Annotated in this window: 20 protein-coding genes and 1 pseudogene; 10 read left to right on the forward strand and 11 right to left on the reverse strand. The window is 58.2% G+C overall.

Annotated features, from left to right (window positions below; translation table 11 throughout):
• Positions 1 to 10: 10 nt before the first annotated feature.
• From sstT to I6L58_RS16000, 4 genes are all read right to left on the reverse strand, one after another.
• Positions 11 to 1,252 (reverse strand): serine/threonine transporter SstT, encoded by a 1,242-nt coding sequence (gene sstT, locus I6L58_RS15985; protein WP_088208489.1) that lies wholly within the window; start codon positions 1,250 to 1,252, stop codon positions 11 to 13.
• 255 nt (positions 1,253 to 1,507) lie between these two features.
• The gene (locus I6L58_RS15990; protein ID WP_088208490.1) at positions 1,508 to 2,473 is read right to left on the reverse strand and encodes a TerC family protein; all 966 of its coding nucleotides are present in this window, start codon (positions 2,471 to 2,473) and stop codon (positions 1,508 to 1,510) included.
• 252 nt (positions 2,474 to 2,725) lie between these two features.
• The gene (locus I6L58_RS15995) at positions 2,726 to 3,724 is read right to left on the reverse strand and encodes a Gfo/Idh/MocA family protein (RefSeq protein ID WP_058609436.1); all 999 of its coding nucleotides are present in this window, start codon (positions 3,722 to 3,724) and stop codon (positions 2,726 to 2,728) included.
• A gap of 70 nt (positions 3,725 to 3,794) precedes the next feature.
• Positions 3,795 to 4,298 (reverse strand): YgjP-like metallopeptidase domain-containing protein, encoded by a 504-nt coding sequence (locus I6L58_RS16000; protein WP_006178666.1) that lies wholly within the window; start codon positions 4,296 to 4,298, stop codon positions 3,795 to 3,797.
• 83 nt (positions 4,299 to 4,381) lie between these two features.
• On the opposite strand from I6L58_RS16000, the gene rlmG reads away from it, so the two are divergent.
• Complete coding sequence (gene rlmG, locus I6L58_RS16005) at positions 4,382 to 5,518, forward strand: 23S rRNA (guanine(1835)-N(2))-methyltransferase RlmG (protein WP_088208491.1); 1,137 nt, start codon at positions 4,382 to 4,384, stop codon at positions 5,516 to 5,518.
• A gap of 132 nt (positions 5,519 to 5,650) precedes the next feature.
• Here rlmG and I6L58_RS16010 read toward each other — a convergent pair whose 3' ends face one another.
• From I6L58_RS16010 to lsrR, 3 genes are all read right to left on the reverse strand, one after another.
• Positions 5,651 to 7,672 (reverse strand): NADPH-dependent 2,4-dienoyl-CoA reductase, encoded by a 2,022-nt coding sequence (locus tag I6L58_RS16010; protein WP_088208492.1) that lies wholly within the window; start codon positions 7,670 to 7,672, stop codon positions 5,651 to 5,653.
• Positions 7,673 to 7,849: 177 nt separating this feature from the next.
• Positions 7,850 to 9,445, reverse strand: coding sequence for an autoinducer-2 kinase (lsrK, locus tag I6L58_RS16015; RefSeq protein ID WP_088208493.1), 1,596 nt, complete (start codon positions 9,443 to 9,445; stop codon positions 7,850 to 7,852).
• A gap of 32 nt (positions 9,446 to 9,477) precedes the next feature.
• Positions 9,478 to 10,449 (reverse strand): transcriptional regulator LsrR, encoded by a 972-nt coding sequence (gene lsrR / locus I6L58_RS16020; protein ID WP_088208494.1) that lies wholly within the window; start codon positions 10,447 to 10,449, stop codon positions 9,478 to 9,480.
• A 215-nt stretch (positions 10,450 to 10,664) separates the two neighbouring features.
• On the opposite strand from lsrR, the gene lsrA reads away from it, so the two are divergent.
• Genes lsrA through lsrG form a run of 6 tightly spaced genes read left to right on the forward strand, consistent with a single transcriptional unit; the run spans position 10,665 to position 16,351 of the window.
• Complete coding sequence (lsrA, locus tag I6L58_RS16025; protein ID WP_088208495.1) at positions 10,665 to 12,152, forward strand: autoinducer 2 ABC transporter ATP-binding protein LsrA; 1,488 nt, start codon at positions 10,665 to 10,667, stop codon at positions 12,150 to 12,152.
• Positions 12,149 to 13,180: an autoinducer 2 ABC transporter permease LsrC gene (gene lsrC / locus I6L58_RS16030; RefSeq protein WP_088208496.1), complete on the forward strand. Its 1,032-nt coding sequence runs from the start codon at positions 12,149 to 12,151 to the stop codon at positions 13,178 to 13,180. The genes lsrA and lsrC overlap by 4 nt, the downstream gene beginning before the upstream one ends.
• A complete protein-coding gene (gene lsrD / locus I6L58_RS16035) occupies positions 13,181 to 14,164 on the forward strand; it encodes an autoinducer 2 ABC transporter permease LsrD (protein WP_058609441.1) in 984 nt (327 codons plus the stop codon). It begins immediately after the preceding gene.
• Positions 14,161 to 15,162: an autoinducer 2 ABC transporter substrate-binding protein LsrB gene (gene lsrB, locus I6L58_RS16040; protein WP_088208497.1), complete on the forward strand. Its 1,002-nt coding sequence runs from the start codon at positions 14,161 to 14,163 to the stop codon at positions 15,160 to 15,162. The genes lsrD and lsrB overlap by 4 nt, the downstream gene beginning before the upstream one ends.
• An 11-nt stretch (positions 15,163 to 15,173) precedes the next feature.
• On the forward strand, positions 15,174 to 16,061 hold the full coding sequence (lsrF, locus tag I6L58_RS16045) for a 3-hydroxy-5-phosphonooxypentane-2,4-dione thiolase (protein ID WP_088208498.1): 888 nt from the start codon (positions 15,174 to 15,176) through the stop codon (positions 16,059 to 16,061).
• On the forward strand, positions 16,058 to 16,351 hold the full coding sequence (gene lsrG / locus I6L58_RS16050; protein ID WP_088208499.1) for a (4S)-4-hydroxy-5-phosphonooxypentane-2,3-dione isomerase: 294 nt from the start codon (positions 16,058 to 16,060) through the stop codon (positions 16,349 to 16,351). The genes lsrF and lsrG overlap by 4 nt, the downstream gene beginning before the upstream one ends.
• Positions 16,352 to 16,389: 38 nt before the next feature.
• Here the strand turns inward: lsrG and I6L58_RS16055 are convergent, their stop codons facing one another.
• Both I6L58_RS16055 and I6L58_RS22935 read right to left on the reverse strand, forming a co-directional pair.
• Positions 16,390 to 17,361 carry a hypothetical protein gene (locus tag I6L58_RS16055; protein WP_088208500.1) on the reverse strand — a complete coding sequence of 324 codons (972 nt, stop codon included), beginning with the start codon at positions 17,359 to 17,361 and terminating at the stop codon, positions 16,390 to 16,392.
• 173 nt (positions 17,362 to 17,534) lie between these two features.
• Entirely contained in the window at positions 17,535 to 17,687 is a 153-nt protein-coding gene (locus I6L58_RS22935; protein ID WP_254082122.1) for a hypothetical protein, read from the reverse strand.
• A gap of 147 nt (positions 17,688 to 17,834) precedes the next feature.
• On the opposite strand from I6L58_RS22935, the pseudogene I6L58_RS23060 reads away from it, so the two are divergent.
• A pseudogene (locus tag I6L58_RS23060) lies at positions 17,835 to 17,951 on the forward strand (XRE family transcriptional regulator); the annotation flags it as partial.
• Between the two features lie 88 nt (positions 17,952 to 18,039).
• Here the strand turns inward: I6L58_RS23060 and ygjG are convergent.
• A complete protein-coding gene (gene ygjG, locus I6L58_RS16070) occupies positions 18,040 to 19,419 on the reverse strand; it encodes a putrescine aminotransferase (RefSeq protein WP_176399428.1) in 1,380 nt (459 codons plus the stop codon).
• A gap of 424 nt (positions 19,420 to 19,843) precedes the next feature.
• On the opposite strand from ygjG, the gene I6L58_RS16075 reads away from it, so the two are divergent.
• On the forward strand, positions 19,844 to 21,364 hold the full coding sequence (locus I6L58_RS16075; RefSeq protein WP_088208502.1) for a methyl-accepting chemotaxis protein: 1,521 nt from the start codon (positions 19,844 to 19,846) through the stop codon (positions 21,362 to 21,364).
• Positions 21,365 to 21,691: 327 nt separating this feature from the next.
• Positions 21,692 to 23,251, forward strand: a complete 1,560-nt coding sequence (locus I6L58_RS16080; protein WP_088208503.1) for a methyl-accepting chemotaxis protein — start codon at positions 21,692 to 21,694, stop codon at positions 23,249 to 23,251.
• On the opposite strand, the gene I6L58_RS16085 is transcribed toward I6L58_RS16080, so the two are convergent.
• Entirely contained in the window at positions 23,248 to 23,739 is a 492-nt protein-coding gene (locus I6L58_RS16085) for a PadR family transcriptional regulator (protein ID WP_006178635.1), read from the reverse strand. The two genes, I6L58_RS16080 and I6L58_RS16085, sit on opposite strands and share 4 nt — an antisense overlap.
• Between the last annotated feature and the right edge of the window lie 66 nt (positions 23,740 to 23,805).

The raw sequence follows: 23,805 nt of genomic DNA on the forward strand, positions 1-23,805 counted from the left end.
GCTTTTGTTTTTAACTGCGCAGGGCGTTCTTCGCTAAACGCGCGTCTTCCGCCTGGCATGCCGCTGCGGTAAATAGCACGTCGGTTGAGGAGTTCAACGCGGTTTCACAGGAGTCCTGCAGCACGCCGATGATAAAGCCTACGGCAACCACCTGCATGGCGACCTCGTTCGGGATGCCGAACATATTACACGCCAGTGGGATCAGCAGGAGCGAACCGCCCGCCACGCCGGATGCACCACAGGCACACAGCGATGCCACCACGCTCAGCAGCAGCGCCGTGGGCAGATCCACCGGAATACCCAGCGTATACACCGCCGCCAGCGTCAGCACGGTAATGGTGATGGCCGCGCCGGCCATGTTGACGGTTGCGCCCAGCGGAATCGACACCGAATAGGTATCGCGGTCCAGGTTCAGTTTTTCAGCCAGCGCCATGTTAACCGGAATGTTAGCCGCCGAGCTGCGGGTAAAGAAGGCGTACACGCCGCTTTCGCGCAGGCACGTCAGCACCAGCGGATAAGGGTTGCGACGGATCTGCCAGAACACCAGCAGCGGGTTGATCACCAGCGCCACCAGCAGCATACAGCCGACCAGAACGAGCAGCAGCTGCGCGTAGCCCCACAGCGCCTCAAAACCGGTGGTTGCCAGGGTGGAAGAGACCAGCCCGAAGATGCCGATTGGCGCAAAACGAATCACCAGCTTCACCATAAAGGTCACGGCGTTGGACAGATCGTTGACCAGGTTTTTCGTGGTGTCGTTACCGTGACGCAGCGCGAAGCCCAGACCAATCGCCCACACCAGGATGCCAATGTAATTGCCTTCCATCAGCGCGGTGACAGGGTTAGAGACCATGCTCATCAGCAGCCCGCGAAGGACTTCGACAATCCCGGAGGGCGGCGTGATATCACCGGCCGCGCTGGTTAAATGCAGCGTGGACGGGAACAGGAAGCTGAACACAACGGCAGTTAATGCAGCAGAGAAAGTCCCCAGAAGATACAGGAACAGAATAGGGCGAATGTTGGTTTTTTGTCCGTGCTGGTGGTTGGCTATCGACGCCATGACCAGCATCAGAACCAGAACCGGCGCGACCGCTTTCAGAGCGCCCACGAAAAGGGTGCCGAGCAGTCCCGTGGCTTCCGCTGCAGGTTTTGACACCATCGCCAGCAGAATACCCAGCACCAGCCCTACCAGAATTTGTTTAACCAGACTCCCCTGCGCCAGGCGCGCAAAAAGCCCCGTTGATTGTGTGCTCATACAGTATTCCTGAGTGAAATTGTGTTCCATTCCGGATGTGCTCTAAGTCACATTTATGTCCGGATGTAAGAAAATGTTTGCCTGGTCGAGTATAGGGAATGCGCGAAAGGAGGGAAGCGTAAAATGCTGGATTTTACGTGTTGCGTCATATTTTTTAACTGTTGATTAACGAAAGTGCCGGGTGGCGCTGCGCTTACCCGGCCTTCGGGGTGACGTTGTAGGCCCGGTAAGCGCAGCGCCACCGGGCAAAAAGCACTAAGCCTGCTGCTTTTTATCGTGCTGGCGGTTAACCCAGGTATTGATAATCAGCGTCACGATCAGAATGCCAAACACAATGCCGAGCGAGATGGCGATCGGAATGTGGTAGAAATCGACAATCAGCATCTTGATACCGATAAAGACCAGGATCACCGACAGGCCGTACTTCAGCATGGAGAAGCGCTCTGCCGCACCCGCCAGCAGGAAGTACATGGCACGCAGGCCGAGGATCGCGAACAGGTTAGAAGTCAGGACGATGAATGGATCTGTCGTGACCGCGAAAATTGCCGGAATGCTGTCTACCGCGAAAATCACGTCGCTCAGCTCAACCAGAATCAGCACCAGCAGCAGCGGGGTGGCAAACAGCAGGCCGTTCTTGCGCACGAAGAAGTGCTCGCTTTCGATTTTGTCCGTCATGCGCAGGTGACTGCGGATCCACTTCACCAGCGGCTTCTCGCCGATGCCGGTTTCATCCTCTTTCGCCAGCGCCATTTTGACACCGGTGAACAGCAGGAACGCGCCGAAAACGTACAGTAGCCATTCAAACTGGGTGATCAGCCAGCTGCCCGCGAAGATCATGATGGTACGCAGGATAATCGCGCCCAGCACGCCATAGACCAGCACGCGGCGCTGCAGTGACGCAGGCACGGCAAAGTAGCTGAACAGCATCAGCCAGACGAAGACGTTATCGACCGCGAGGGCTTTTTCAATCAAATAACCGGTGAGGAAGGCGAGTGCCTGAGGATCGGCCACCGTACGGCCTTCGGTCGAGGCCAGATACCACCAGAAGGCGGCGCAGAAAAGCAGGGAGAGGGTGACCCACACCAGTGACCAGGCGGCAGCCTGCTTCATGGTCATGCCGTGCTCGCCACGACGCCCCTGCAAAAAGAGATCGATCGCCAGCATGATGAGCACGACAACCGCGAATCCGCCCCACAACATTGGAGTGCCGACAGAATGCATACTATTTTCCTTACACATAAAAAAACAAAAACGGCTATGGTCAGAAGACGATAGCCGTTAGCTTTTTATGCATAGACCTCGCCTTCCGGCAAGGTCTCACTTACAACCACGAGGGTTGCCCGGCGACCGGATGCGGTATTGCACGCATCGTAATGACGATCCACCGGCAAGGAAGTTACTCCCCTTTGCTGGTAACAAAATATGTCAGGCCCGGCGATCCGTCAAGGCTCGGCATGAATTCATTACACAGTTTTACGCGGTAACTTGCGCACCCACGCCGTCTGCCGGGAACACCACGCCGGTCTGACGGCGGATCTCCGTTTGCAGTTTCGCCGTGGTGCGGCTGACCGCCAGCCCCGGGTGGTTCACCTCATTGTCCTCAACCAGACGCGCAAAGACCTCTGCCTCATACAGCATAGTGTTGATATGCTGAGGCTGCGTCAGCTCCTGCGCTTTGCCGCCGCGCGGCACGATGCTGAGCTTCTGGCATTCGGAGATTTTTTCGATGACCAGCGAGCCGTCTTCGCCCTGAATTTCGCTCGGTAAGACTGAATCGCTCACCTTGGAGTGCTGGAGCGTGACGCTGAAATCACCGTAGTCCAGTACCACGATACCGTGCGCGTCCACGCCGCTCTCCAGCAGGCTGGCGGTGGCCGTCACGCCGTGCGGTTCGCCCCACAGCGCCACGGCGGAGGCCAGGCAGTAGAAACCGATATCCATGATCGAGCCGTTAGAGAACGCCGGGTTGAAGGTGTTCGGGTTTTCACCGTCAAGGTAGCGCTGATAGCGCGACGAATACTGGCAGTAGTTGATAAAGGCTTTACGCACCTTGCCAATTTTCGGCAGGGACTGCTGCAACAGCAGGAAGTTCGGCAGGCTGGCGGTTTTGAAGGCTTCGAACAGCACCACCTGGTTTTCGCGCGCCAGTGCGATGGCGGCTTCCACTTCCTGAATGTTGGAGGCCAGCGGCTTCTCGCAAATCACATGCTTTTTATGGCTGAGAAACAGCGTCGTTTGCGGGAAGTGCAGGGCGTTCGGGCTGGCGATATAGACCGCGTCGATGGCGTCGCTTTGCGCCATCTCGTCGAGCGAGGTGAATAGATGCTCGACCAGGTAGTCGTTGGCGAAACTCTGCGCCTGCTCAAGGCTGCGGGAATAAACTGCGGTGAGCTTGTATTTGCCGGTTTCGTGGGCGGCGTCGACGAACTGGCGTGTGATCCAGTTCGTACCAATAACTGCGAAACGTATCATAGACGTTTACGTACTCCGTAACGGGGGACCTGTAGCCACTGTAGCACGTCATCATGACATTTCGCGTGCGCTACTGCGCATTACTCTTTAACGATAAATGCGTCAGCCACAGGCGGGTATCAAACTCCAGCTGGTGGTACTGCGGCTCCATGTGGCAGCACAGGGAGTAGAACGCTTTGTCGTGCTCTTTCTCTTTCAGGTGCGCCAGCTCATGCACCACGATCATCCGCAAAAAGGCCTCCGGTGCGTTGCGAAACACCGTTGCCACGCGGATCTCGGCTTTGGCTTTCAGCTTGCCGCCCTGCACGCGGGAGATGGCGGTGTGCAGCCCAAGCGCATTTTTCAGCACGTGGATCTTGTTGTCGTACATCACCTTATTGATCGGCGGCGCGCTCTTCAGATACCGGTTTTTCAGATCCTGCGTATACTGCCAGAGCGCCTTATCGGTCGCGAAATCGTGCGTATCCGGATAACGTTTTTCCAGCACCGCGCCCAGCTTTTGTTCGGCAATCAGGCTGCGAACCTGAGTCAGTAAGTTCTCCGGGTAGCCCTGGAGATAAGTAAGTTGGTTCATCAACGCCCCAAATCGACAATAAAACGGGTATACTCACGCACCCTTTTCAGGGATAAGCCAAATTTTACCATTCAGGAGGGCCGATGAGCCACTTAGACAACGGTTTCCGTTCACTCAACCTTAAACGTTTCCCGGAAACGGACGACGTTAACCCGCTTCAGGCGTGGGAAGCGGCGGATGACTATCTGCTGCAGCAGTTGGATGACACCGAAATCAGCGGCCCGGTTCTGATCCTGAATGACGCGTTTGGCGCACTGGGCTGTGCCCTGGCGGAGCACACGCCTTACAGCATCGGAGATTCTTACTTAAGCGAGCTGGCGACGCGCGAGAACCTGCGCCATAACGATATCGATGAAGGCAGCGTGAAGTTCCTCGACAGCACCGCGGATTACCCGCAGGCGCCGGGCGTGGTGCTGATCAAAGTGCCGAAAACCATGGCGCTGCTGGAGCAGCAGCTGCGCGCGCTGCGTAAGGTCGTCACGCCACAAACGCGCATCATCGCCGGTGCCAAGGCGCGTGATATCCACACGTCGACGCTGGAACTGTTCGAAAAAGTGCTCGGCCCCACCACCACCACGCTGGCCTGGAAAAAAGCGCGCCTGATCAACTGTACCTTCAGCGCACCGGAACTGGCTGACGCACCAGACACCCTGAGCTGGAAACTGGAGGGCACCGACTGGACCATCCACAACCACGCGAACGTCTTCTCCCGCACCGGGCTGGATATCGGGGCGCGTTTCTTTATCGAACATCTGCCGGAAAACCTGGAAGGCGAGATCGTTGACCTGGGCTGCGGCAACGGCGTAATTGGCCTGACGCTGCTGGCGAAGAACCCGGACGCCAGCGTGGTGTTTAGCGATGAGTCGCCGATGGCGGTGGCATCAAGCCGTCTGAACGTCGAAACCAACATGCCGGACGCGCTGGATCGCTGCGAGTTTATGATCAACAACGCGCTGTCGGGCGTGGAGCCTTTCCGCTTCAACGCCGTGTTCTGCAACCCGCCGTTCCACCAGAAGCACGCCCTGACGGATAACGTCGCGTGGGAGATGTTCCACCATGCCCGCCGCTGCCTGAAGATTAACGGCGAGCTGTACATCGTGGCAAACCGTCATCTGGACTACTTCCACAAGCTGAAGAAGATTTTCGGTAACTGCGTCACCATTGCGACGAACAATAAGTTTGTGGTGCTGAAAGCGGTTAAGCTGGGGCGTCGTCGGTAAGCGTGTTTCGCCTGGCGGCGCTGCGCTTGCACAGGCCTGTAGTTTCAAACGCCCGGTGGCGCTGCGCTTACCGGGCCTACAATGGCCTCGGACCCGTAGGCCCGGTAAGCGCAGCGCCACCGGGCAATGCCGTTAAATACTCAGCGCCAGCTTTGTTCCCTGCGCAATCGCCCGCCGCGCATCCAGCTCCATCGCCACGTCACACCCGCCGATCAAATGCACCGTTTTGCCCGCCTCACGCAGCGGTTCGGCCAGATCGCGCTTCGGTTCCTGCCCGGCGCACAAAATCACATGATCCACCGCCAGCAGCTGCGGCTCACCGCCGATCAGCACGTGCAGCCCGTCGTCGTCGATCTTCTGGTAGCTCACCGCCGGGATCATCTTCACCCCGCGTGAGAGCAGGGTGGCGCGGTGGATCCAGCCCGTGGTTTTGCCCAGCCCGTCGCCCGGTTTGCTGGCTTTACGCTGCAGCATGACGATCTGGCGCGGGCTTTTTGGCAGCTGCGGACCTTCCGGTCGCAGGCCGCCGATCTGATTGAGGCTGGTATCGATCCCCCATTCCTCACAAAACGCCGCAATATTCTGGCTGGTGGCTTCCCCCGGCTGGCTCAGGTACATGGCGGTATCAAAACCGATCCCGCCGCAGCCGATTATCGCCACGCGATCGCCGACCGGTTTTTTGTCGCGCAATACGTCGAGATAGCTCAGCACTTTCGGATGATCGACGCCCGCGATCGCCGGCAGGCGCGGGACGATCCCGCTGGCCAGGATCACCTCATCGTACGCCACCAGATCAGACGCATTCACAAAATGGTTAAGCCGCAGCTCGACCCCCGTCAGGTCGATCATCCGGCGGTAATAGCGCAGGGTTTCGTAAAACTCCTCTTTGCCGGGGATCTGTTTGGCAATATTAAATTGCCCGCCGATCTCAGCCAGGGCATCAAACAGCGTCACGCTGTGCCCGCGCGCGGCGGCATTCACCGCAAACGCCAGCCCGGCGGGGCCCGCGCCGACCACGGCGAGCCGTTTTGGGGTGACGGCAGGTGTTACCGGCATTTTCGTTTCATGGCAGGCGCGCGGGTTGACGAGACAGGAGGTGACTTTGCCCGCGAAGATCTGATCCAGACAGGCCTGGTTGCAGCCGATGCAGGTGTTGATCTCGTCCGCGCGTCCGCTTTGCGCTTTGGAAAGGATCGCCGCGTCGGCGAGGAACGGGCGTGCCATCGACACCATGTCGGCATCGGCGCGCGCAATGACCTCTTCCGCCACCTGCGGATCGTTAATGCGGTTAGTGGTAATCAGCGGAACAGACACTTTCCCTTTCAGTTTACGCGTCACCCAGCTGAACGCCGCGCGCGGTACCGGCGTGGCGATGGTCGGGATACGCGCCTCGTGCCAGCCGATGCCGGTGTTGATGATCGTGGCCCCGGCGGCTTCAATTGCCTGCGCCAGCTGGACGGTTTCGTCGAACGTGCCGCCGCCCTCCACCAGATCGAGCATCGACAGGCGGTAGACGATAATAAAATCTGCGCCCACACGTTCCCGTACGGCGCGCACCACTTCGATGGCAAAACGCATACGGCGGGCATAATCGCCGCCCCACTCGTCGTCACGATGGTTGGTCCGGGCGGCGAGGAACTCGTTAATCAGGTAGCCTTCCGACCCCATCACCTCTACGCCGTCATAGCCCGCCTCGCGCGCCAGCGCCGCGCAGCGGGCGAAGTCCTCGATCAGCGCCAGGATCTCATCGTGGGTAAGGGCATGGGGTGTGAAGCGGTTGATCGGGGCCTGAAGGGCCGACGGGGCAACCAGATTTGGCTGATAGCTGTAGCGCCCGGTATGCAGAATTTGCAGGGCAATTTTACCGCCTTCTTTATGCACCGCGTCGGTCACGATCCGGTGATGCGGCAGCTGGACCGCATCGTTCAGCACCGCGCCGCCCTCCATCGTCACGCCAGAAACCGCGGGGGCCACGCCACCGGTAACGATCAGCGCCACCCCGTGCCGGGCGCGCTCGGCGTAGAAAGCGGCCAGCCGCTCGGCGCCGTCCGGACGCTCCTCCAGCCCGGTGTGCATCGAACCCATCAACACGCGGTTTTTGAGCGTTGTGAACCCCAGATCGAGGGGGGCGAATAACGACGGGTAGCGGCTCATAGTCTCTTCCAGTGTAAAATTATTGTTATGTGGTCGGATGAGTTACTAATTTAGCCAGCGGAGAGTAAAAGGGAAAAGGGTAATGCGGCGATTGTGATGGGATTCAAATATTGTGCGGCCTGGTGCCCTCACTCTAAACCTCTCCCACGGGGAGAGGGGACACGATCTCCCTCTCCCTCAGGGAGAGGGCCGGGGTGAGGGGGATGCCCGCACCAGACCCGGGGCTTGCCACATCGACGTGGTCAGCCCGCTGTCGACCAGCCCAAGCTGATCCGCGTACACCGCCTGCCATTTCTGCATCATGCCGTCGTACAGTTCCCGGTATTCCGGGTTCGGCGTAAATTCGCGGCTCCACTTCACCAGCCGCTCGCCCGTGGAGGCCATGTCGGTAAACAGCCCGGCACCAGTACCCGCGGCGATGGCACAGCCCAGCGCCGTCGCCTCTTTGACTTCAGGCACGCGTACCGGCAGCCCGGTGACATCGCTTAAAATCTGGCTCCACAGCGCGCCCTTCGCGCCGCCGCCCGCAAAGACCAGGCTGTCAAACGTCACGCCGGAGAATCGCGATATCTGCGTCAGGTTGCAGGCGGAGACAATCGCCGCATTCTCTTCCAGGGCACGGAACAGCGTGGCCTTGTTGCATTTTTCCGGGTCGATGGAGAGGTTAATAAACGACGGCGCGGCGTGGTACCACTGCCTGAAATGCATCGCATCGGAGAAGATCGGCATCACCCCGTGTGAGCCCGCAGGCACGCGGCTGGCCATCTCTTCGAGCAGGGTGTAAGTGTCCATGCCCATGCGTTCAGCAATTAACTTCTCCTCCGCGCAAAAGGCGTCGCGGAACCAGCGCATGGTCAGCCCGGTAAAGAAGCTGATCGACTCCGCCTGCGCCATACCGGGGATGACGTGAGGGTTCACGCGGATGTTCATATCCGGATCGGTTCGCACCTGCGGCAGGTTGACGACCTGCTGCCAGAAAGTGCCGCCCAGCACCGCCGTTTGCCCGGCACGCACCACGCCCAGCCCGAGACAGCCAAGCTGCACGTCGCCGCCGCCCATCACCACCGGCGTGCCTTCGCGCAGGCCGCTCTGCTGCGCGGCTTCGCGGGTAATGGCCCCCAGCACGGTTCCCGTCTCTTTCACCGGGGAGAGGATATCGGCGCGCAGCCCGGCCATGTCGAGCAGCGCCGGACGCCAGTCGCGGGAAAAGAGATCCAGCATGCCGGTTGTGCCGGCATTGGAGGGGTCCACCGCAAGTTCGCCAGAGAGTTTTGCCGCCAGCCAGTCGCTGATCATGGTGATCGTCGCCGCTTTGCGATAAATATCCGGGCGGTGGTGCGCCAGCCACAGCAGGCGCGGCATGGCGCTCAGGGCCAGTGTCTGGCCGGAAACGTCATACACTTCGGATTCAAACTGGTCGTCGTGGATCTCTTTGAGTTCGGCCACCTCGCGGCTGGCGCGGGCGTCGACGTTGGCGCAGGCCCAGATGGCGTCGCCGTTGCGGTCATACAGCACGATGCCTTCGCGCATGGAGCAGCAGGCCACGGACTGAATATCCGCCGCGCGCAGGTGGGCACGCTCCAGCGCCTGGTGAATACACTGGCAGGCCAGCCGCCAGTTGGTCTCGAGGTCAAACTCCATCGAGCCGGGCACGTTCTCCACGCTCAGGTGTTTCCACTCGGCCTGGCCGACGGCAATCTGGTTGCCCTGCACATCGAAAATAACGGCGCGAACGCTGCCTGTCCCTGCATCTAACGCTAAAAGGTAACTCATAGCATGCCTCGTGTCAGGCGCAGGGCCGTCTCTTATGTTGCCAGAGCAAGCACCGCGCGGGCTGTCGTCTCTTCCGTCACCAGGCCATTAATACGGCGACCTTTCAGTGCGGCGTAAATCGCATCGGCTTTCTCTTCACCTCCGGCCACGCCAACGATGGTGGGCAGCTGCGCCAGTTCATCAAGGGTGACGCCGAGTAATTCTTTATGGATCTCAAGCTCCTCGACGCACTCGCCGTCGGCATTCAGGAAGTAACCGAGAATGTCGCCCACCGCCCCTTTCCGGGCGTACATCAGCTGTTCACCTTCGCTGATATAGCCGGAGCGTAAAATGGTGGCGTCGCGGCGCTGGTTCACTGAACCAATCCCAACCACCGCCACGTCGGCGGCGGTGGCGGCGAGGATCACGTCCCGCACGCTGGTTTCACGCTTTAAGATCCCGGCCACCCCGGCGGATGAAACGCGCAGCGGGGCGGGGATCATGCTGACGCGACAGGCCGCATCCAGCTGGCCGATACCGGTCATATACGGCCCGACGCCGCCGGAGAGCGTTACCAGGCGGATCTGCTGTGAGCTAATAAAACCGCTTAAGTGCTGCAGGCTGCTCATGGTTGTTTCACCAAATCCCACCGCTAACAGCTGGCCGGGTTCCAGAACGCCCATCAGCGACTGCGCTGCGCCAATGCCCAGCCGCATATTCATCGGCGGGGTGTTAAGGGCGGGCATCACGCGCACCAGCTTCAGCCCAAAGCGCTGCTGCAGTTCGGTCTCCAGCGCCAGGCAGCCCTCGTAGCGCGAGTTGATCTGCACGCGGATCACCCCCGACTGGCGGCCTTTCTCCAGCAGGCGGGAGATCTTCAGGCGCGGCAGGCCGAGCCGTTCGCCAATGTCGTTCTGGGTCAGCCCGTCGTGGTAGTAACACCATGCCACGCGAGCGACCAGCTCCTCTTCCGCCAGCGCCAGCCCGGCAAAACGACCCTCTTCCACAGTGCGTTTATCGCTCATATTTGAACTCTTATAAAAATTTAGATCATATGTTCGCTCAGGCGCGGGCCGAAAATGTGAGCCACGCGGCAAAACAGATCTTTAAAATTGTTTTAGGGGTATCTGGATCTTAATCGATAAAACTGTGATCCCTGCACGGTTGTAAATATAGTTCACCGTCTACGCTTTTGAACATTATTAAATCAAAAAATCATTTGTTCAACAGCGGAGCGGTGATGACCCAACTTATCGAAGCACGGAATATCAGCAAGCAATTCTCGGGCGTGCCGGTGTTAAAAGGCATTGATTTCATGCTGCTTGCGGGCCAGGTGCATGCGTTAATGGGCGGTAACGGGGCGGGGAAATCGACGCTGATGAAGATTATCGCTGGCGTCGAGACGCCGGACAGCGGTGAACTTTCGGTTGCCGGACGGGCATATGCACGCCTCAGTCCCGGCCAGGCGCACGGGCTGGGGATCTACCTGGTGCCGCAGGAGCCGCTGCTGTTTCCTAACCTGACGGTGCGGGAAAATATCCTTTTCCGCCTGCCGCGCGAAAAGGGGGTGGACGAGCGTCTTGCGGAGAAGCTGCAGCAGCTGCAGTGCCAGCTCAGTCTCGATGCTACCGCCAGCACGCTGGAGGTGGCGGATCAGCAGATGGTGGAGATCCTGCGCGGGCTGATGCGTAATGCAACAATTCTGATCCTCGACGAGCCTACGGCGTCGCTGACCCCTGGCGAAACCGAGCGGCTGTTTCGCCAGATCCGCGCCCTGCAGGATCAGGGCGTTGGCATTGTCTTTATTTCACATAAATTGCCGGAGATCCGCCAGCTTTCCAGCCACGTCTCGGTGATGCGCGATGGGGCCGTGGTGCTGAGCGGCGAAACCGCGACCTTTGACGATAACGCCCTGATTGCCGCCATGACCCCGGTGAGCCGGGAACAACGCTTAAGCGACACGCAAAAACTGTGGCTGGCGCTGCCCGGGAATCGCCGGACCCAGCCGCAGGACTTTCCGGTGCTGCGGGTAGACGATCTTACCGGGGAAGGGTTTATCGATCTCAGCCTGGAGATTTACGCCGGGGAGATCGTCGGCCTGGCCGGGCTGGTGGGATCCGGGCGTACCGAGTTCGCTGAAACACTTTACGGCCTGCGCCCCGTGCGCGGCGGACGCGTCTGGCTTGAAAATCAGGAGATCAACGCGGATTCGGTTGCCGCGCGTCTGGAAAAAGGGCTGGTCTACCTGCCGGAAGACAGGCAGGTCTCCGGCCTGTTCCTGGATGCGCCGGTTCGCTGGAACACCGTGACCCTGAACGAGCCGTCTCTCTGGCAGCAGCGCAGGCGGGAATCTGCGGTGGTGGAGCGTTATCACCGGGCGCTGGGGATCAAGCTTAACCATGCGGATCAAACCGTGCGCACGCTCTCTGGCGGTAACCAGCAGAAGGTCCTGCTGGCGCGCTGTCTGGAGGCCAACCCGCTGCTGCTGATTGTCGATGAACCCACGCGCGGTGTGGACGTTTCGGCGCGCGCCGATATCTATCAGTTGATCAAAAGCGTGGCGGCGCAGAACGTGGCGGTGCTGATGATCTCAAGCGATCTCGACGAGTTTCCCGGTCTTGCGGATCGCGTGCTGGTCATGCATCAGGGCATGCTCAGCGGTGAACTGCCGCGCCACGCCGTGACGCTCGATCGGATGATGGGGCTGGCGTTTGGAGGGCAATCATGAAGACCTTACTGAAAAACCGCGAGCTGAGCGCGTTTCTGGCGATCCTCGCCCTGTTCGTTGTGCTGGTGGCGCTGAACCCGGCCTATCTCAGTCTGCAAACCCTGGGGATGATTTTCGCCAGCGCGCAGATCCTGATCCTGCTGGCGCTTGGCGCGGCGCTGGTGATTTTGACCCGCAACATCGACGTTTCGGTCGGGTCTACCGTGGGGCTGTCTGCCATCGCGGTTGGCGTGGCGCTCAACAGCGGTTACAGCCTGCCGGCCGCCATCCTTTTTGCCCTGTCGATCGGCGCGCTGGCAGGCGCGTTCAACGGGGTGTTGGTGGTAGGGCTGCGGATACCGGCGATTGTCGCCACCCTCGGCACGCTGGGGCTGTATCGTGGGGCGATGCTGCTCTGGACCGGCGGGAAGTGGATTGAAGGGCTTCCGCCGGATCTGAAAGCGCTCTCCGCGCCGGTTGCCCTCGGGATTTCACCGTTGGGCTTCGTGGTGCTGTTCTTCGCCGCCGTCGGCGCGTGGACGCTGTCGCGCACCGCCTTTGGCCGTGACTTCTACGCCGTGGGGGACAACCTCGCCGCCGCGCGCCAGCTGGGCGTGGCGGTCAACCGCACGCGGATAATCGCCTTTACGCTTAACGGGATGCTGGCGGCCTGTGCAGGCATCGTCTTTGCCGCGCAGATTGGCTTTGTACCGAATCAGACCGGCAGTGGCCTGGAGATGAAAGCCATCGCCGCCTGCGTGCTTGGCGGTATTTCGCTGCTGGGCGGGACGGGCACGCTGATTGGCGCGCTGCTCGGTGCGTTCTTCCTGACCCAAATCGACACCGTGCTGGTGCTGTTCAGGCTCCCGGCCTGGTGGAACGATTTTATTGCCGGGCTGGTGCTGCTGGGCGTGCTGGTGCTCGACGGGCGCTTGCGTCAGGCGCTCGCAAGGCATCAGCGGGCGCTGAAATACAGCCGTTTCCAGCCGGGTAATAAAGGGGGAAAGCACGTTACCCCGTTTCCAAAACGCAAAAAAGAGGTGGCGTAAATGAGGCTTAACTGGGAAAGCGCGCTGCTGATTTTGCTGGTGCTGGAGATCCTGCTCTTTGGGGCCATCAACCCGCGAATGCTCGATATCAATATGCTGCTGTTCAGCACCAGCGACTTTATCTGCATCGGTATTGTGGCGCTGCCGCTGACGCTGGTCATCATCAGCGGTGGGATCGATATTTCGCTCGGCTCCACCATCGGCCTGTGCGCCATTGCGCTGGGCGTGATGATGCAGGCGGGGTGGCCGATGGCGGTGGCGATCCCGCTGACGCTGCTGCTCGGTCTGTTGTGCGGGCTGGTGAACGCCGCGCTGATCCACTACACCGGCATCAGCCCGTTAGTGATAACCCTCGGCACGCTGTACCTCTATGGCGGCGGGGCGCTGCTGCTCTCCGGCATGGCGGGCGCGACTGGCTACGAGGGGATCGGCGGCTTTCCGGACAGTTTTACCGCCTTCGCTAACCTCACCGTGCTGGGTCTGCCGATCCCGCTGGTGCTGTTCGCGGTGATAACCCTTTTCTTCTGGCTGATTACCCATCGCGGGCGCTTCGGTCGGCACCTGTTTTTGATGGGGCAAAATCCGCGTGCGGCACGCTATGCGGGGCTATCGGTGAACGGTATGCCTTACGCGCTGTATGGCCTGGTGGGCGTCGCCTCGGCGATTGCCGCGCTGGTGATGGTCTCCTATTTCGGCTCGGCGCGTTCGGATCTGGGGCGCGATTTACTGATGCCCGCGCTGACCGCCGCGGTGCTGGGCGGCGCGAATATCTACGGCGGTTCAGGTTCGGTTATCGGTACGGCACTGGCGGCGCTGCTGGTGGGGTATCTGCAACAGGGTTTACAGATGGTCGGCATCCCCAACCAGGTGTCGAGCGCGCTGTCAGGGGCGCTGTTGGTTGTGGTGGTGATGGGACGTTCGCTGAGTCTGCACCGTGAATGGGTGCGCTCTCTCCTCACAAAACATATCCGGAGCGTAAGATGAAAACAAAACTGATAGTCCTGGCGATGGCGCTCAGCGTGGCGTCTGCGCAGGCGGCGGACCGCATCGCCTTTATCCCGAAGCTGGTGGGGGTGGGGTTCTTTACCAGCGGCGGCAACGGCGCGAAAGAGGCGGGTAAAGATCTTGGCGTGGACGTGACCTACGACGGCCCGACTGAGCCGAGCGTCTCCGGCCAGGTGCAGCTGATCAATAACTTCGTGAACCAGGGCTATAACGCGATTATCGTCTCCGCCGTGTCGCCGGACGGCCTCTGCCCGGCGCTGAAGCGTGCGATGCAGCGCGGCGTGAAGGTGCTGACCTGGGATTCCGACACTAAACCGGAGTGCCGCAGCATTTACATCAACCAGGGGACGCCGGAACAGCTCGGCGGCCTGCTGGTCGATATGGCCGGTAAGCAGGTCACCAAACCGAATGCCAAAGTCGCGTTCTTCTACTCCAGCCCAACCGTCACTGACCAGAACCAGTGGGTCAAAGAGGCGAAGGCCAAAATCGAGAAAGATCATCCCCAGTGGCAGGTCGTCACCACCCAGTTCGGCTATAACGACGCCACGAAATCCCTGCAAACCGCTGAAGGGATCTTAAAAGCATATCCGGATCTGGATGCGATCATTGCCCCGGACGCTAACGCCCTGCCAGCTGCGGCGCAGGCGGCAGAAAACCTGAAGCGGGAGGGCGTCGCCATCGTCGGGTTCAGCACACCGAACGTCATGCGTCCGTACGTTGAACGCGGCACGGTGAAAGCCTTCGGCCTGTGGGATGTGGTGCAACAGGGCAAAATTGCGGTCAATGTCGCCGATCAATTGTTGAAAAAAGGCGATCTTAACGTGGGCGACAGCGTGGAGGTAAAAGATATCGGCACGCTCAAGGTCGAGCCAAACAGCGTGCAGGGCTACCAGTATGAGGCGAAGGGCAACGGTATTGTGCTGCTGCCGGAGCGCGTGGTGTTTACCAAAGAGAACATCGGCAAATACGATTTCTGACGGGGGAGCAAATGGCTGATTTAGACGACATCAAAGACGGCAAGGATTTTGGCATCGGCACGCCACAGGTAAACACGCCCTATACCCTGAAGGGCTGTGGCTCGCTGGACTGGGGCATGCAGTCCCGGCTGGCGCGGATCTTCAACCCGCAAAGCAACCGCACGGTAATGCTGGCCTTTGACCACGGCTATTTTCAGGGCCCGACCACCGGCCTTGAGCGTATCGATCTTTCTATTGCCCCGCTATTTGGTGAAACCGATGTACTGATGTGCACCCGCGGTATTTTGCGAAGCACCGTGCCAGCGGCCACCAATAAGCCGGTGGTGCTGCGCGCTTCGGGCGGTAACTCGATTCTGGGCGAACTGTCTAACGAGTGCGTGGCGGTCGCGATGGAAGACGCGCTGCGCCTGAACGCCTGCGCGGTGGCGGCGCAGGTCTATATCGGCAGTGAATTTGAGCATCAGTCGATCAATAACATCATCAAACTGGTGGACGCGGGCGCGCGCTACGGCGTGCCGACGCTGGCGGTGACGGGCGTTGGCAAAGAGATGGCGCGTGACGCCCGCTATTTCTCCCTCGCCAGCCGTATTGCCGCCGAGATGGGGGCGCAGTTCGTTAAAACCTATTATGTCGACGAGGGCTTTGAAAAAGTGACCGCCAGCTGTCCGGTGCCGATTGTCATCGCCGGGGGCAAAAAGCTGCCGGAAAACGAGGCGCTGGAGATGTGCTGGCGGGCGATCGATCAGGGGGCGTCCGGCGTAGACATGGGGCGGAATATCTTCCAGTCCAGCGCGCCGCTCGCCATGCTGAAAGCGGTGAAAAAAGTGGTTCACGAGAACATGAGCGCGCGGGACGCGTTCCAGTTCTGGCAGGAAGAAAAACAGGGAGAAGCAAAATGAACGTGACGTTAGTCGAGATCAACATCAAACCCGAGCGCGTGGACGAGTTTCTGGAGGTGTTTCGCGCCAACCACGAAGGGGCGATTCAGGAGCCGGGAAACCTGCGTTTTGACGTGCTGCAGGACCCGCGGGTGAAAAGCCGGTTCTTTATCTACGAGGCCTATAAAGACGAAGCGGCAGTGCTGGCGCACAAGCAGACACCGCACTATCTGGCCTGCGTGGAGAAGCTTGAGGCGCTGATGTCGGAGCCGCGCAAAAAGCGCTGTTTTGTGGGGTTGCTGCCGGAGTAGAGACCTTGCCCGGTAGTGTACTGCCGGGCTAACGTCGGTCAGGCATGATGCCTCTGCAGCGTTGCGAGCAGGCTGTCTGCGCAATATTGTCTGAGGAGTTTTTCATCCCTTTCAGGCAGATCACCGTGAAGAAAGGCCTCCAGGCCTTCGGTATCAACACCGTTATAAATGAAAATACGGGCGGGATCGTAAAGTGCCATGTTTTTAATAGACGCGTTTGTGGTGATCAGTTTCTTGTTCAGTATCAGGGCCTCCAGGGCGCGGAGCGTTAATCCCTGTTGCTCGGGTTTGTTTATTTCCAGCATGACCGAGCAGCGTTTGGCTTTTTCAATATTCTCCTGATAGCTAAGTTTTTTATTTTGACAATTATCAGGATAGTTGTCCTGATTACCGTACTTATCCAGCAGGAAGAAATCTGTTTTGTAGCCGCTATTTTCGAGTACCGGTGTTAATGTTTGCACAATATTTGCACGAATGGGATCATAACCACCGACAAAAAAACAGCTTTTATTTTCCGTTGGATGTTGCTTTTGAAACTGCTCAACCTCTTTCCAGCTAAAGGGTAAAAACTGCTCTATCGCACGCAGGCCATAGCGTTCGCAATCGGCGGGATCAAAGCTATAAATAGCATCAAACGCAGGGCGAACGGTCTCGATATAATCCTGATCGTGAGCCAGTTGCCCAAGGAGACGACGTTTACGCGTCAGAGCATCTACGGAGTCGCGGAGAATCAGCACTTTTTTACACGGCATCCTGGCGACATAATCCAGGAACGGAAAGATGCTGTATCCATTACAAATCGCAATATCATCGGGTTTTATTGCTGATAGTTTCACAGCACAATGCGTGCGTTTATGCCATTTTTTTAACGCGTTGCCTGGTAACAAGGCATTGATCGATTTGTAACGTCGCATAATACGATTAATTTGCTTAACGGGATGATCCTGCGCAAGCGAATTAAGCATCATGATTTCGAAAGGATTGACCCATTCCAGAAAAAAATAGCGCATGGTCCCTCAGAGATTGCTGGTCGATTATCGGGAAATGATATCTCATCCTGGAAAGGGAATCATTATTGCGAGATTTCCATGCGTGAGTAAAAGGTCTGCAGTTGAACCTGAACCCTTACCCAGCCTGTTACTGTTTTGTAGGCCGGGTAAGCGCTAGCGCCACCCGGTATTTTTCAGACCAGCCTCAGCGCGCCAATACTGACCATGACGGGAAGAGCATTGGCATGCTCCACCGCGCAGCGGGTTATGTGCGCGCGCCTCAACGGTGAAATACGCGTGCCCGTTGAACCCAGAATACCCAGCGAATCCACGCCGGCGTCGACCACGGGACGCAGCAGATTGATAAAGGCCCGCTCGTCAAACTTACCCTCTTTCAGGGGCGTTAACGGAAAGGCGCTTAACCCGTGAAATATCGTGTTGTCCTCTTACAGTTCCAGCAGTTGGACCTGAGCCGTTGCGCCAGGCATCAATTGTTGCAGGTTGCTGCCGGGGCGTCCGTGGTGGCGAAAATCGAAGCGGCGCACGGCTATGCCAGTCAAGGCAATACCATGCTTCGCTTCACCATGACGGTGGCGGAGTTTCACCGATAAAAAGCAGCCCGGTGGCGCTAACGCTTACCGGGCCTACATATGCAGTATTTATTAGGCCGGGTAAGCGCTAACGCCACCCGGCACAATCTCACGCCTCTTCCACGCTCACCCGCAGCGCGGCCAGCGCTTTACGTGCCGCTTTTAGCACCTGCTCACACTGTTCAATCGTCAGCGTGAGCGGCGGTTCAATGCGAATGGTTTTTGAGTTGTTAAGCGTACCGGCCACCAGTACACGCTGGCGGAACATCTCGCTCGCGAAGCTATAGCCGGTTTCGTTATCCACAAACTCGATGGCCATCAGCATGCCTTTGCCGCGCGCGTCCTGTACCAGATCCGGATATTCACGCCCCAGCTGACGGAAGCCATCCAGCAGCATGTCGCCTTTCTGCTCCGCCTGCGCAGGCAGGTTTTGCTCCAGCAGCACGTTGATGGTCGCCAGCGCGGCCGCACAGGCCAGCGGGTTGCCGCCAAAGGTGGTGGTGTGCAGGAAGGGGTTATCGAACAGCACCGAGAACACCTCTTCGGTGGCAACCGTGGCACCTATCGGCATCACCCCGCCGCCGAGCGCTTTTGCCAGGCACAGGATGTCCGGCTGAACGTTCTCATGCTCGCAGGCAAACATCTTGCCGGTGCGCCCCATGCCGGTTTGCACTTCGTCGAAAATCAGCAGGGCACCAAATTCATCGCACAGCTGACGCACGGCGGGCAGATAGCCCTGCGGGGGTAAGATCACGCCGCCTTCGCCCTGGATGGGTTCCAGGATCACCGCCGCCACGTCATCGCCGGTTTTACGGCATTCGCTAAGGGCGGTGCGCATGGCATTAATGTCGCCAAACGGCACGTGGCGGAAGCCCGGCAGCAGCGGCATAAAAGGTTTGCGGAAGGTCGATTTGGCAGTCGCCGACAGTGCACCCAGGGATTTACCGTGGAACGCGCCGCTGGTGGCAATAAAGGTGAATTTCCCGCGCGGCGACTGGTACGCCTTCGCGAGTTTGAGCGCCGCTTCGACCGATTCCGTGCCGCTATTGCTAAAGAAGCTGTACTTCAGTTTGCCGGGTGTGAGGGCCGCCAGCGTTTTTGCGAGCATGGCGCGCAGCGGGTCGAGCAGTTCCTGGCTATGGAGAGGTTGTTTCGCGAGTTGATTCTGTACGGCGGAAACCACAACTGGATTACGGTGCCCCACGTTGAAAATGCCAAAACCACCCAGGCAGTCGATAAATTCCTGTCCCTGGGTGTCGACAAGCGTGTTCAAACTTTCCGCTTGCCACTCTACGGCTCCGTAATCCCCGCCGGCGGTAACAGATTTGCGATACTCCAAAAATCCAGGGTTCACATGTTCTTTAAAGTAGTCGATGACCTCGCGATTCAGGTGTTTCATCTCCTCATGGTCAAGCGTTCGCTTTTCAATGAGATTCAGTGCGTGCGCGGTACAGGCAAGAGCCGAGGCGCTGGAAGGTAACCTGTTCAAAATATGCTCCCGGGGATCGCGTATCACATGATACTGCGTTAATTATTGCAGGGATTACGCCACTTCAGAGGACTTAACAAAAATCGGGATAAACGCCAGGGGAAATGATTATTGCGCAATATTTAATCATGCCGGTAAAGCCCGGACGAGATGAAGCGGCAGGCCGGTTTTTGCCTCCTGCAAGCAGGCGCACCAGTGCGGTGCGGCGTGTGCTTCTTTAGTGGGCGTTAACAGATCATGCTTTGTGAGTAATTTCACAACGAAAGTATTTAAAATCAATTAATTAAAAAGGCGCGCAAAAAGTGCGGTTTAACTGAAATTTGCGATCTCAATCATGTTTAACAACTAAAGATAAATTCTTAACCGCCGAAAAAACAATAAACCACAAAATTAACATTCAAATAACCTGCAAGGGATGCTCATTATGTCCTCTCCATCCAGCGTCACCCAGAACGAATACCCTCTGGACGACGACACCACGCTCATGTCGACGACCGACCTCCACAGCTATATGACTCACACTAACGACACTTTCGTACAGGTCAGTGGGTATTCGCTTCAGGAGCTGATCGGGCAGCCGCACAATCTGGTACGCCATCCGGATATGCCCAAAGCGGCGTTTGCCGATATGTGGTACACCCTGCAAAAAGGCGAGCCGTGGAGCGGGATCGTCAAAAACCGCCGCAAGAACGGCGACCACTACTGGGTGCGGGCGAACGCCGTGCCGATGGTCCGTCAGGGGCAGATGACCGGCTATATGTCGATCCGTACCCGGGCGACGGCGGAGGAGATCGCGGCGGTTGAGCCGCTCTATAAGGCGCTGAATGAAGGCCGCTGCAACAAGCGTATCCATAAGGGACTGGTGGTGCGCAAAGGCTGGCTCGGGAAGATGCCCGCGATGCCGCTGCGCTGGCGCGTACGCGGCGTCATGGCCATCCTGTTTGCACTGTTAGCCGCAACGCTTTTCGTAACGTCTGCGGGCTGGGTATCGCTTGCCGCGAGTGCCGTTGTCATGCTGGTGGGCACGGCATTATTTGAACAGCAGATCGTCCGCCCGGTGGAGAACGTGGCGCGTCAGGCACTGAAAGTGGCGACCGGAGAACGTAACAGCGTGCAGCACCTGAACCGGAGCGACGAGCTAGGGCTGACGCTGCGCGCAGTCGGGCAACTGGGGCTGATGTGCCGCTGGCTGATCAATGACGTTTCAAGCCAGGTGGTGAGCGTACGCGACGGCAGCGACCGACTGGCGCAGGGCAATGAAGATTTGAACGACCGCACGCGCCAGACCGTCTCCAACGTCCAGCAAACCGTGGCGACCATGAACCAGATGGCAGCATCGGTGCAAAGTAACTCCGAGACCGCTGCCGAAGTGGACAAACTCTCCGTCGCCGCCAGCAGTGCGGCGTCGGAAGGCGGGCACGCGATGCAAACCGTGGTGAAAACCATGGACGACATTGCCGACAGCACGCAGCGAATCGGCTCCATTACCACGCTTATCAACGATATCGCGTTCCAGACCAATATCCTGGCGCTGAACGCGGCGGTAGAAGCGGCGAGGGCGGGCGAGCAGGGCAAAGGATTTGCGGTGGTGGCCGGTGAAGTGCGCCATCTCGCCAGCCGCAGCGCGAACGCCGCCAACGATATCCGCAAGTTGATTGATGCCAGCGCCAGCAAGGTGCAGTCCGGCTCCGATCAGGTTCATGCCGCGGGCCGGACGATGGATGATATCGTCGAGCAGGTGAAAAACGTCACCCGGCTCATCGCCCAGATCAGCCACTCAACGTCAGAACAGGCGACCGGTTTGTCTGAGCTGACCCGCGCCGTTGAGGAGCTGGACAGCATCACGCAGAAAAACGCCGATCTGGTGGAAGAGAGTGCGCACATCTCCGCCATGGTGAAGCATCGCGCCGGACGGCTTGAAGATGCGGTCACGGTGCTGCACTGATTTCGGCATGTTCCCGTAAAGCCGTTTATTCGTTCAGGAATAAGCGGCTTTTTTTTGTGATTATTCATGTGGTTTATTGTTAATATAATATTAAATAACTAAAGAAATGCCTCAGTTATTTGTTCCTGCCTAAGTCGGTTTTCCCCTACGCTATTTCATCAATGCCCTCATAAGCGGCCGCATAACGATCGATGGGGCGAAATTAATAGCCTCTGCCTATCCATTGTGTGGGTTATGAAATAAAAAAACGATCAAAGTCATAAAGTTAGCGCGACAGTTACCGATAACAGCGATCGTCTGAGAAATAATCACATCGATGGAGTAAATATGTACTTACATGACGTAAAGATCGGCACTAAATTATTTCTGGCGTTTGGCTTCTTTATTGTACTGATGGTGGTCAGCGCGAGTTTGTCCCTGATGAGCCTGAATCGGGCCAATCACGGAATGCAAACAATCCTTTCCCATGATTATCCCACCACGATAAAAGCGAACCAGCTCATCGATAACTTCCAGGAATTTGTTAGCACTCAGCAACTCATGCTGCTGGATGAGCAGGGGAGTTACACCGCCCAGTCACAGCAGCGTTTGAAGGCTATCAGCGAGCGTATCACCGTCATCCTGGGTGAGCTGAACACCGACCTGCAGGATAAAAAATCTCAGCAGGTTCTGTCGGATATTCGCGACGTCCGCCAGCAGTACCTGGACTCGCGTTACCGTATTTTACAGGCGGTGCAAAACAACGATCGTCCTGGGGCTATTCAGGAGATGATGACCACCACGCTTAGCCTGCAGCAGGCCTACAAAGCGAAAGTGCAGGAGTTGATTGCGGTTCAGGACGCGGAGATGCAAAACGCAGGCGCGCAGGTGGACGGTGATTTTCGCACCAACCGGCTGGTGCTGATCCTTATCACGCTCTTTAGCGTGGTGATGGGGAGCCTGATTGGCTGGTTTATTATGCGCTCGATTACTCGTCCGCTGGGCGAGGCGGTGAGCTTTGCCGAGGCCATTGCCGACGGCGATCTGACTGGCAGCATCGCCTCCCACGGGAAAGATGAAACGGGCCTGTTGCTCTCTGCGCTGATGGAGATGAAAACTCGCCTGCTGGAGATTGTGCAGCAGGTGCAGACCGGGTCGGAGAATATCTCCAGCGCGGCCGCGCAAATTGTGGCGGGCAACCAGGATCTGGCCGCGCGCACGGAAGAGCAGGCAAGTTCCGTTGAACAGACGGCGGCGTCGATGGAGCAGATCACCGCGACGGTCAAAAACACCGCATCCCACACCGGGGAAGCCACCAACCTCTCCGCCGATGCGGCTGCGGTGGTGAAAAATAATGGTGAAATGATGAAGCAGGTGACCAGCAAAATGCGCCTGATTAACGAAACATCGAACCGGATGTCCGACATCATTGACCTGATCGACGCCATTGCTTTCCAGACCAACATTCTGGCGCTGAACGCGGCGGTAGAGGCGGCGCGTGCGGGTGAGCATGGCCGTGGATTCGCGGTTGTCGCCGGTGAAGTGCGCCAACTGGCGCAAAAAAGCGCCTCTTCAGCCAGTGAAATCCGCCAGCTGATTGAAAGCTCCTCCAGCCAGACGCAGGACGGAATGAACCTGGTCGAAAAAGCCAGCGGGCTGATCAACGGGATGGTTGGCAACGTGGAAGAGATGGACGTGATCCTGCGCGAAATTCGCCAGGCGAGCCATGAGCAGACGGAAGGGATCTCGCAGATCAACAGCGCGATTGGCCTGATTGATGCCACCACGCAGCAGAACTCAGCCCTGGTGGAGGAGTCTGTGGCCGCAGCGGCATTGCTGAACGATCAGGCGATGCACCTGAAAGAGCTGGTAAAAGTGTTCCGCGTGAGCGAGCACGCGCTGGCTTAATCCAGCTGGGAGATCTCCAGCGCCGCGCGGTCGATCACACCGATGATCTGCTTAAGCTGCGCGTCGCTGAGCTCTCCCTGATTAACCTTCAGGTCTAATACCGCTTTGAAGTTATCCAGCGCCCGCTTCATCTGCGGGTTTTTACGCAGCTGGAAGCCGACGCTGCGCGCTTTGATACGCACCTGAATCTGTTCCAGCTGTTCCCGGTTTTCATCCAGCCAGCGCTGTCCGGCCACGGTGATCGCTATTTTCTTGCGGCCACTCTCTTCTTCCGTAATGGTGATAAAGGTTTGATCCTGCAGATAATCCAGGGTCGGGTAGATCACACCCGGGCTGGGGGTGTAGTTCCCCTGAGTCAGGTTTTCGATCGCTTTGATCAGCTCGTAACCGTGGCTCGCATTGCGCGTCAGGATATCCAGGATCACCAGCCGCAGATCGCCGTGTCCAAAAAAACGCGGACGGCGGCCGCCCTCATGTTCATGTCGCATGTCATGTCTCTCTAAAAGATATATCTAAACTATATCGTAGATATGTTTAGATGCAATCTAAAAGAT

This window comes from Enterobacter cancerogenus, from assembly GCF_019047785.1.
In the GTDB taxonomy this organism is placed as follows: Bacteria; Pseudomonadota; Gammaproteobacteria; order Enterobacterales; family Enterobacteriaceae; genus Enterobacter; species Enterobacter cancerogenus.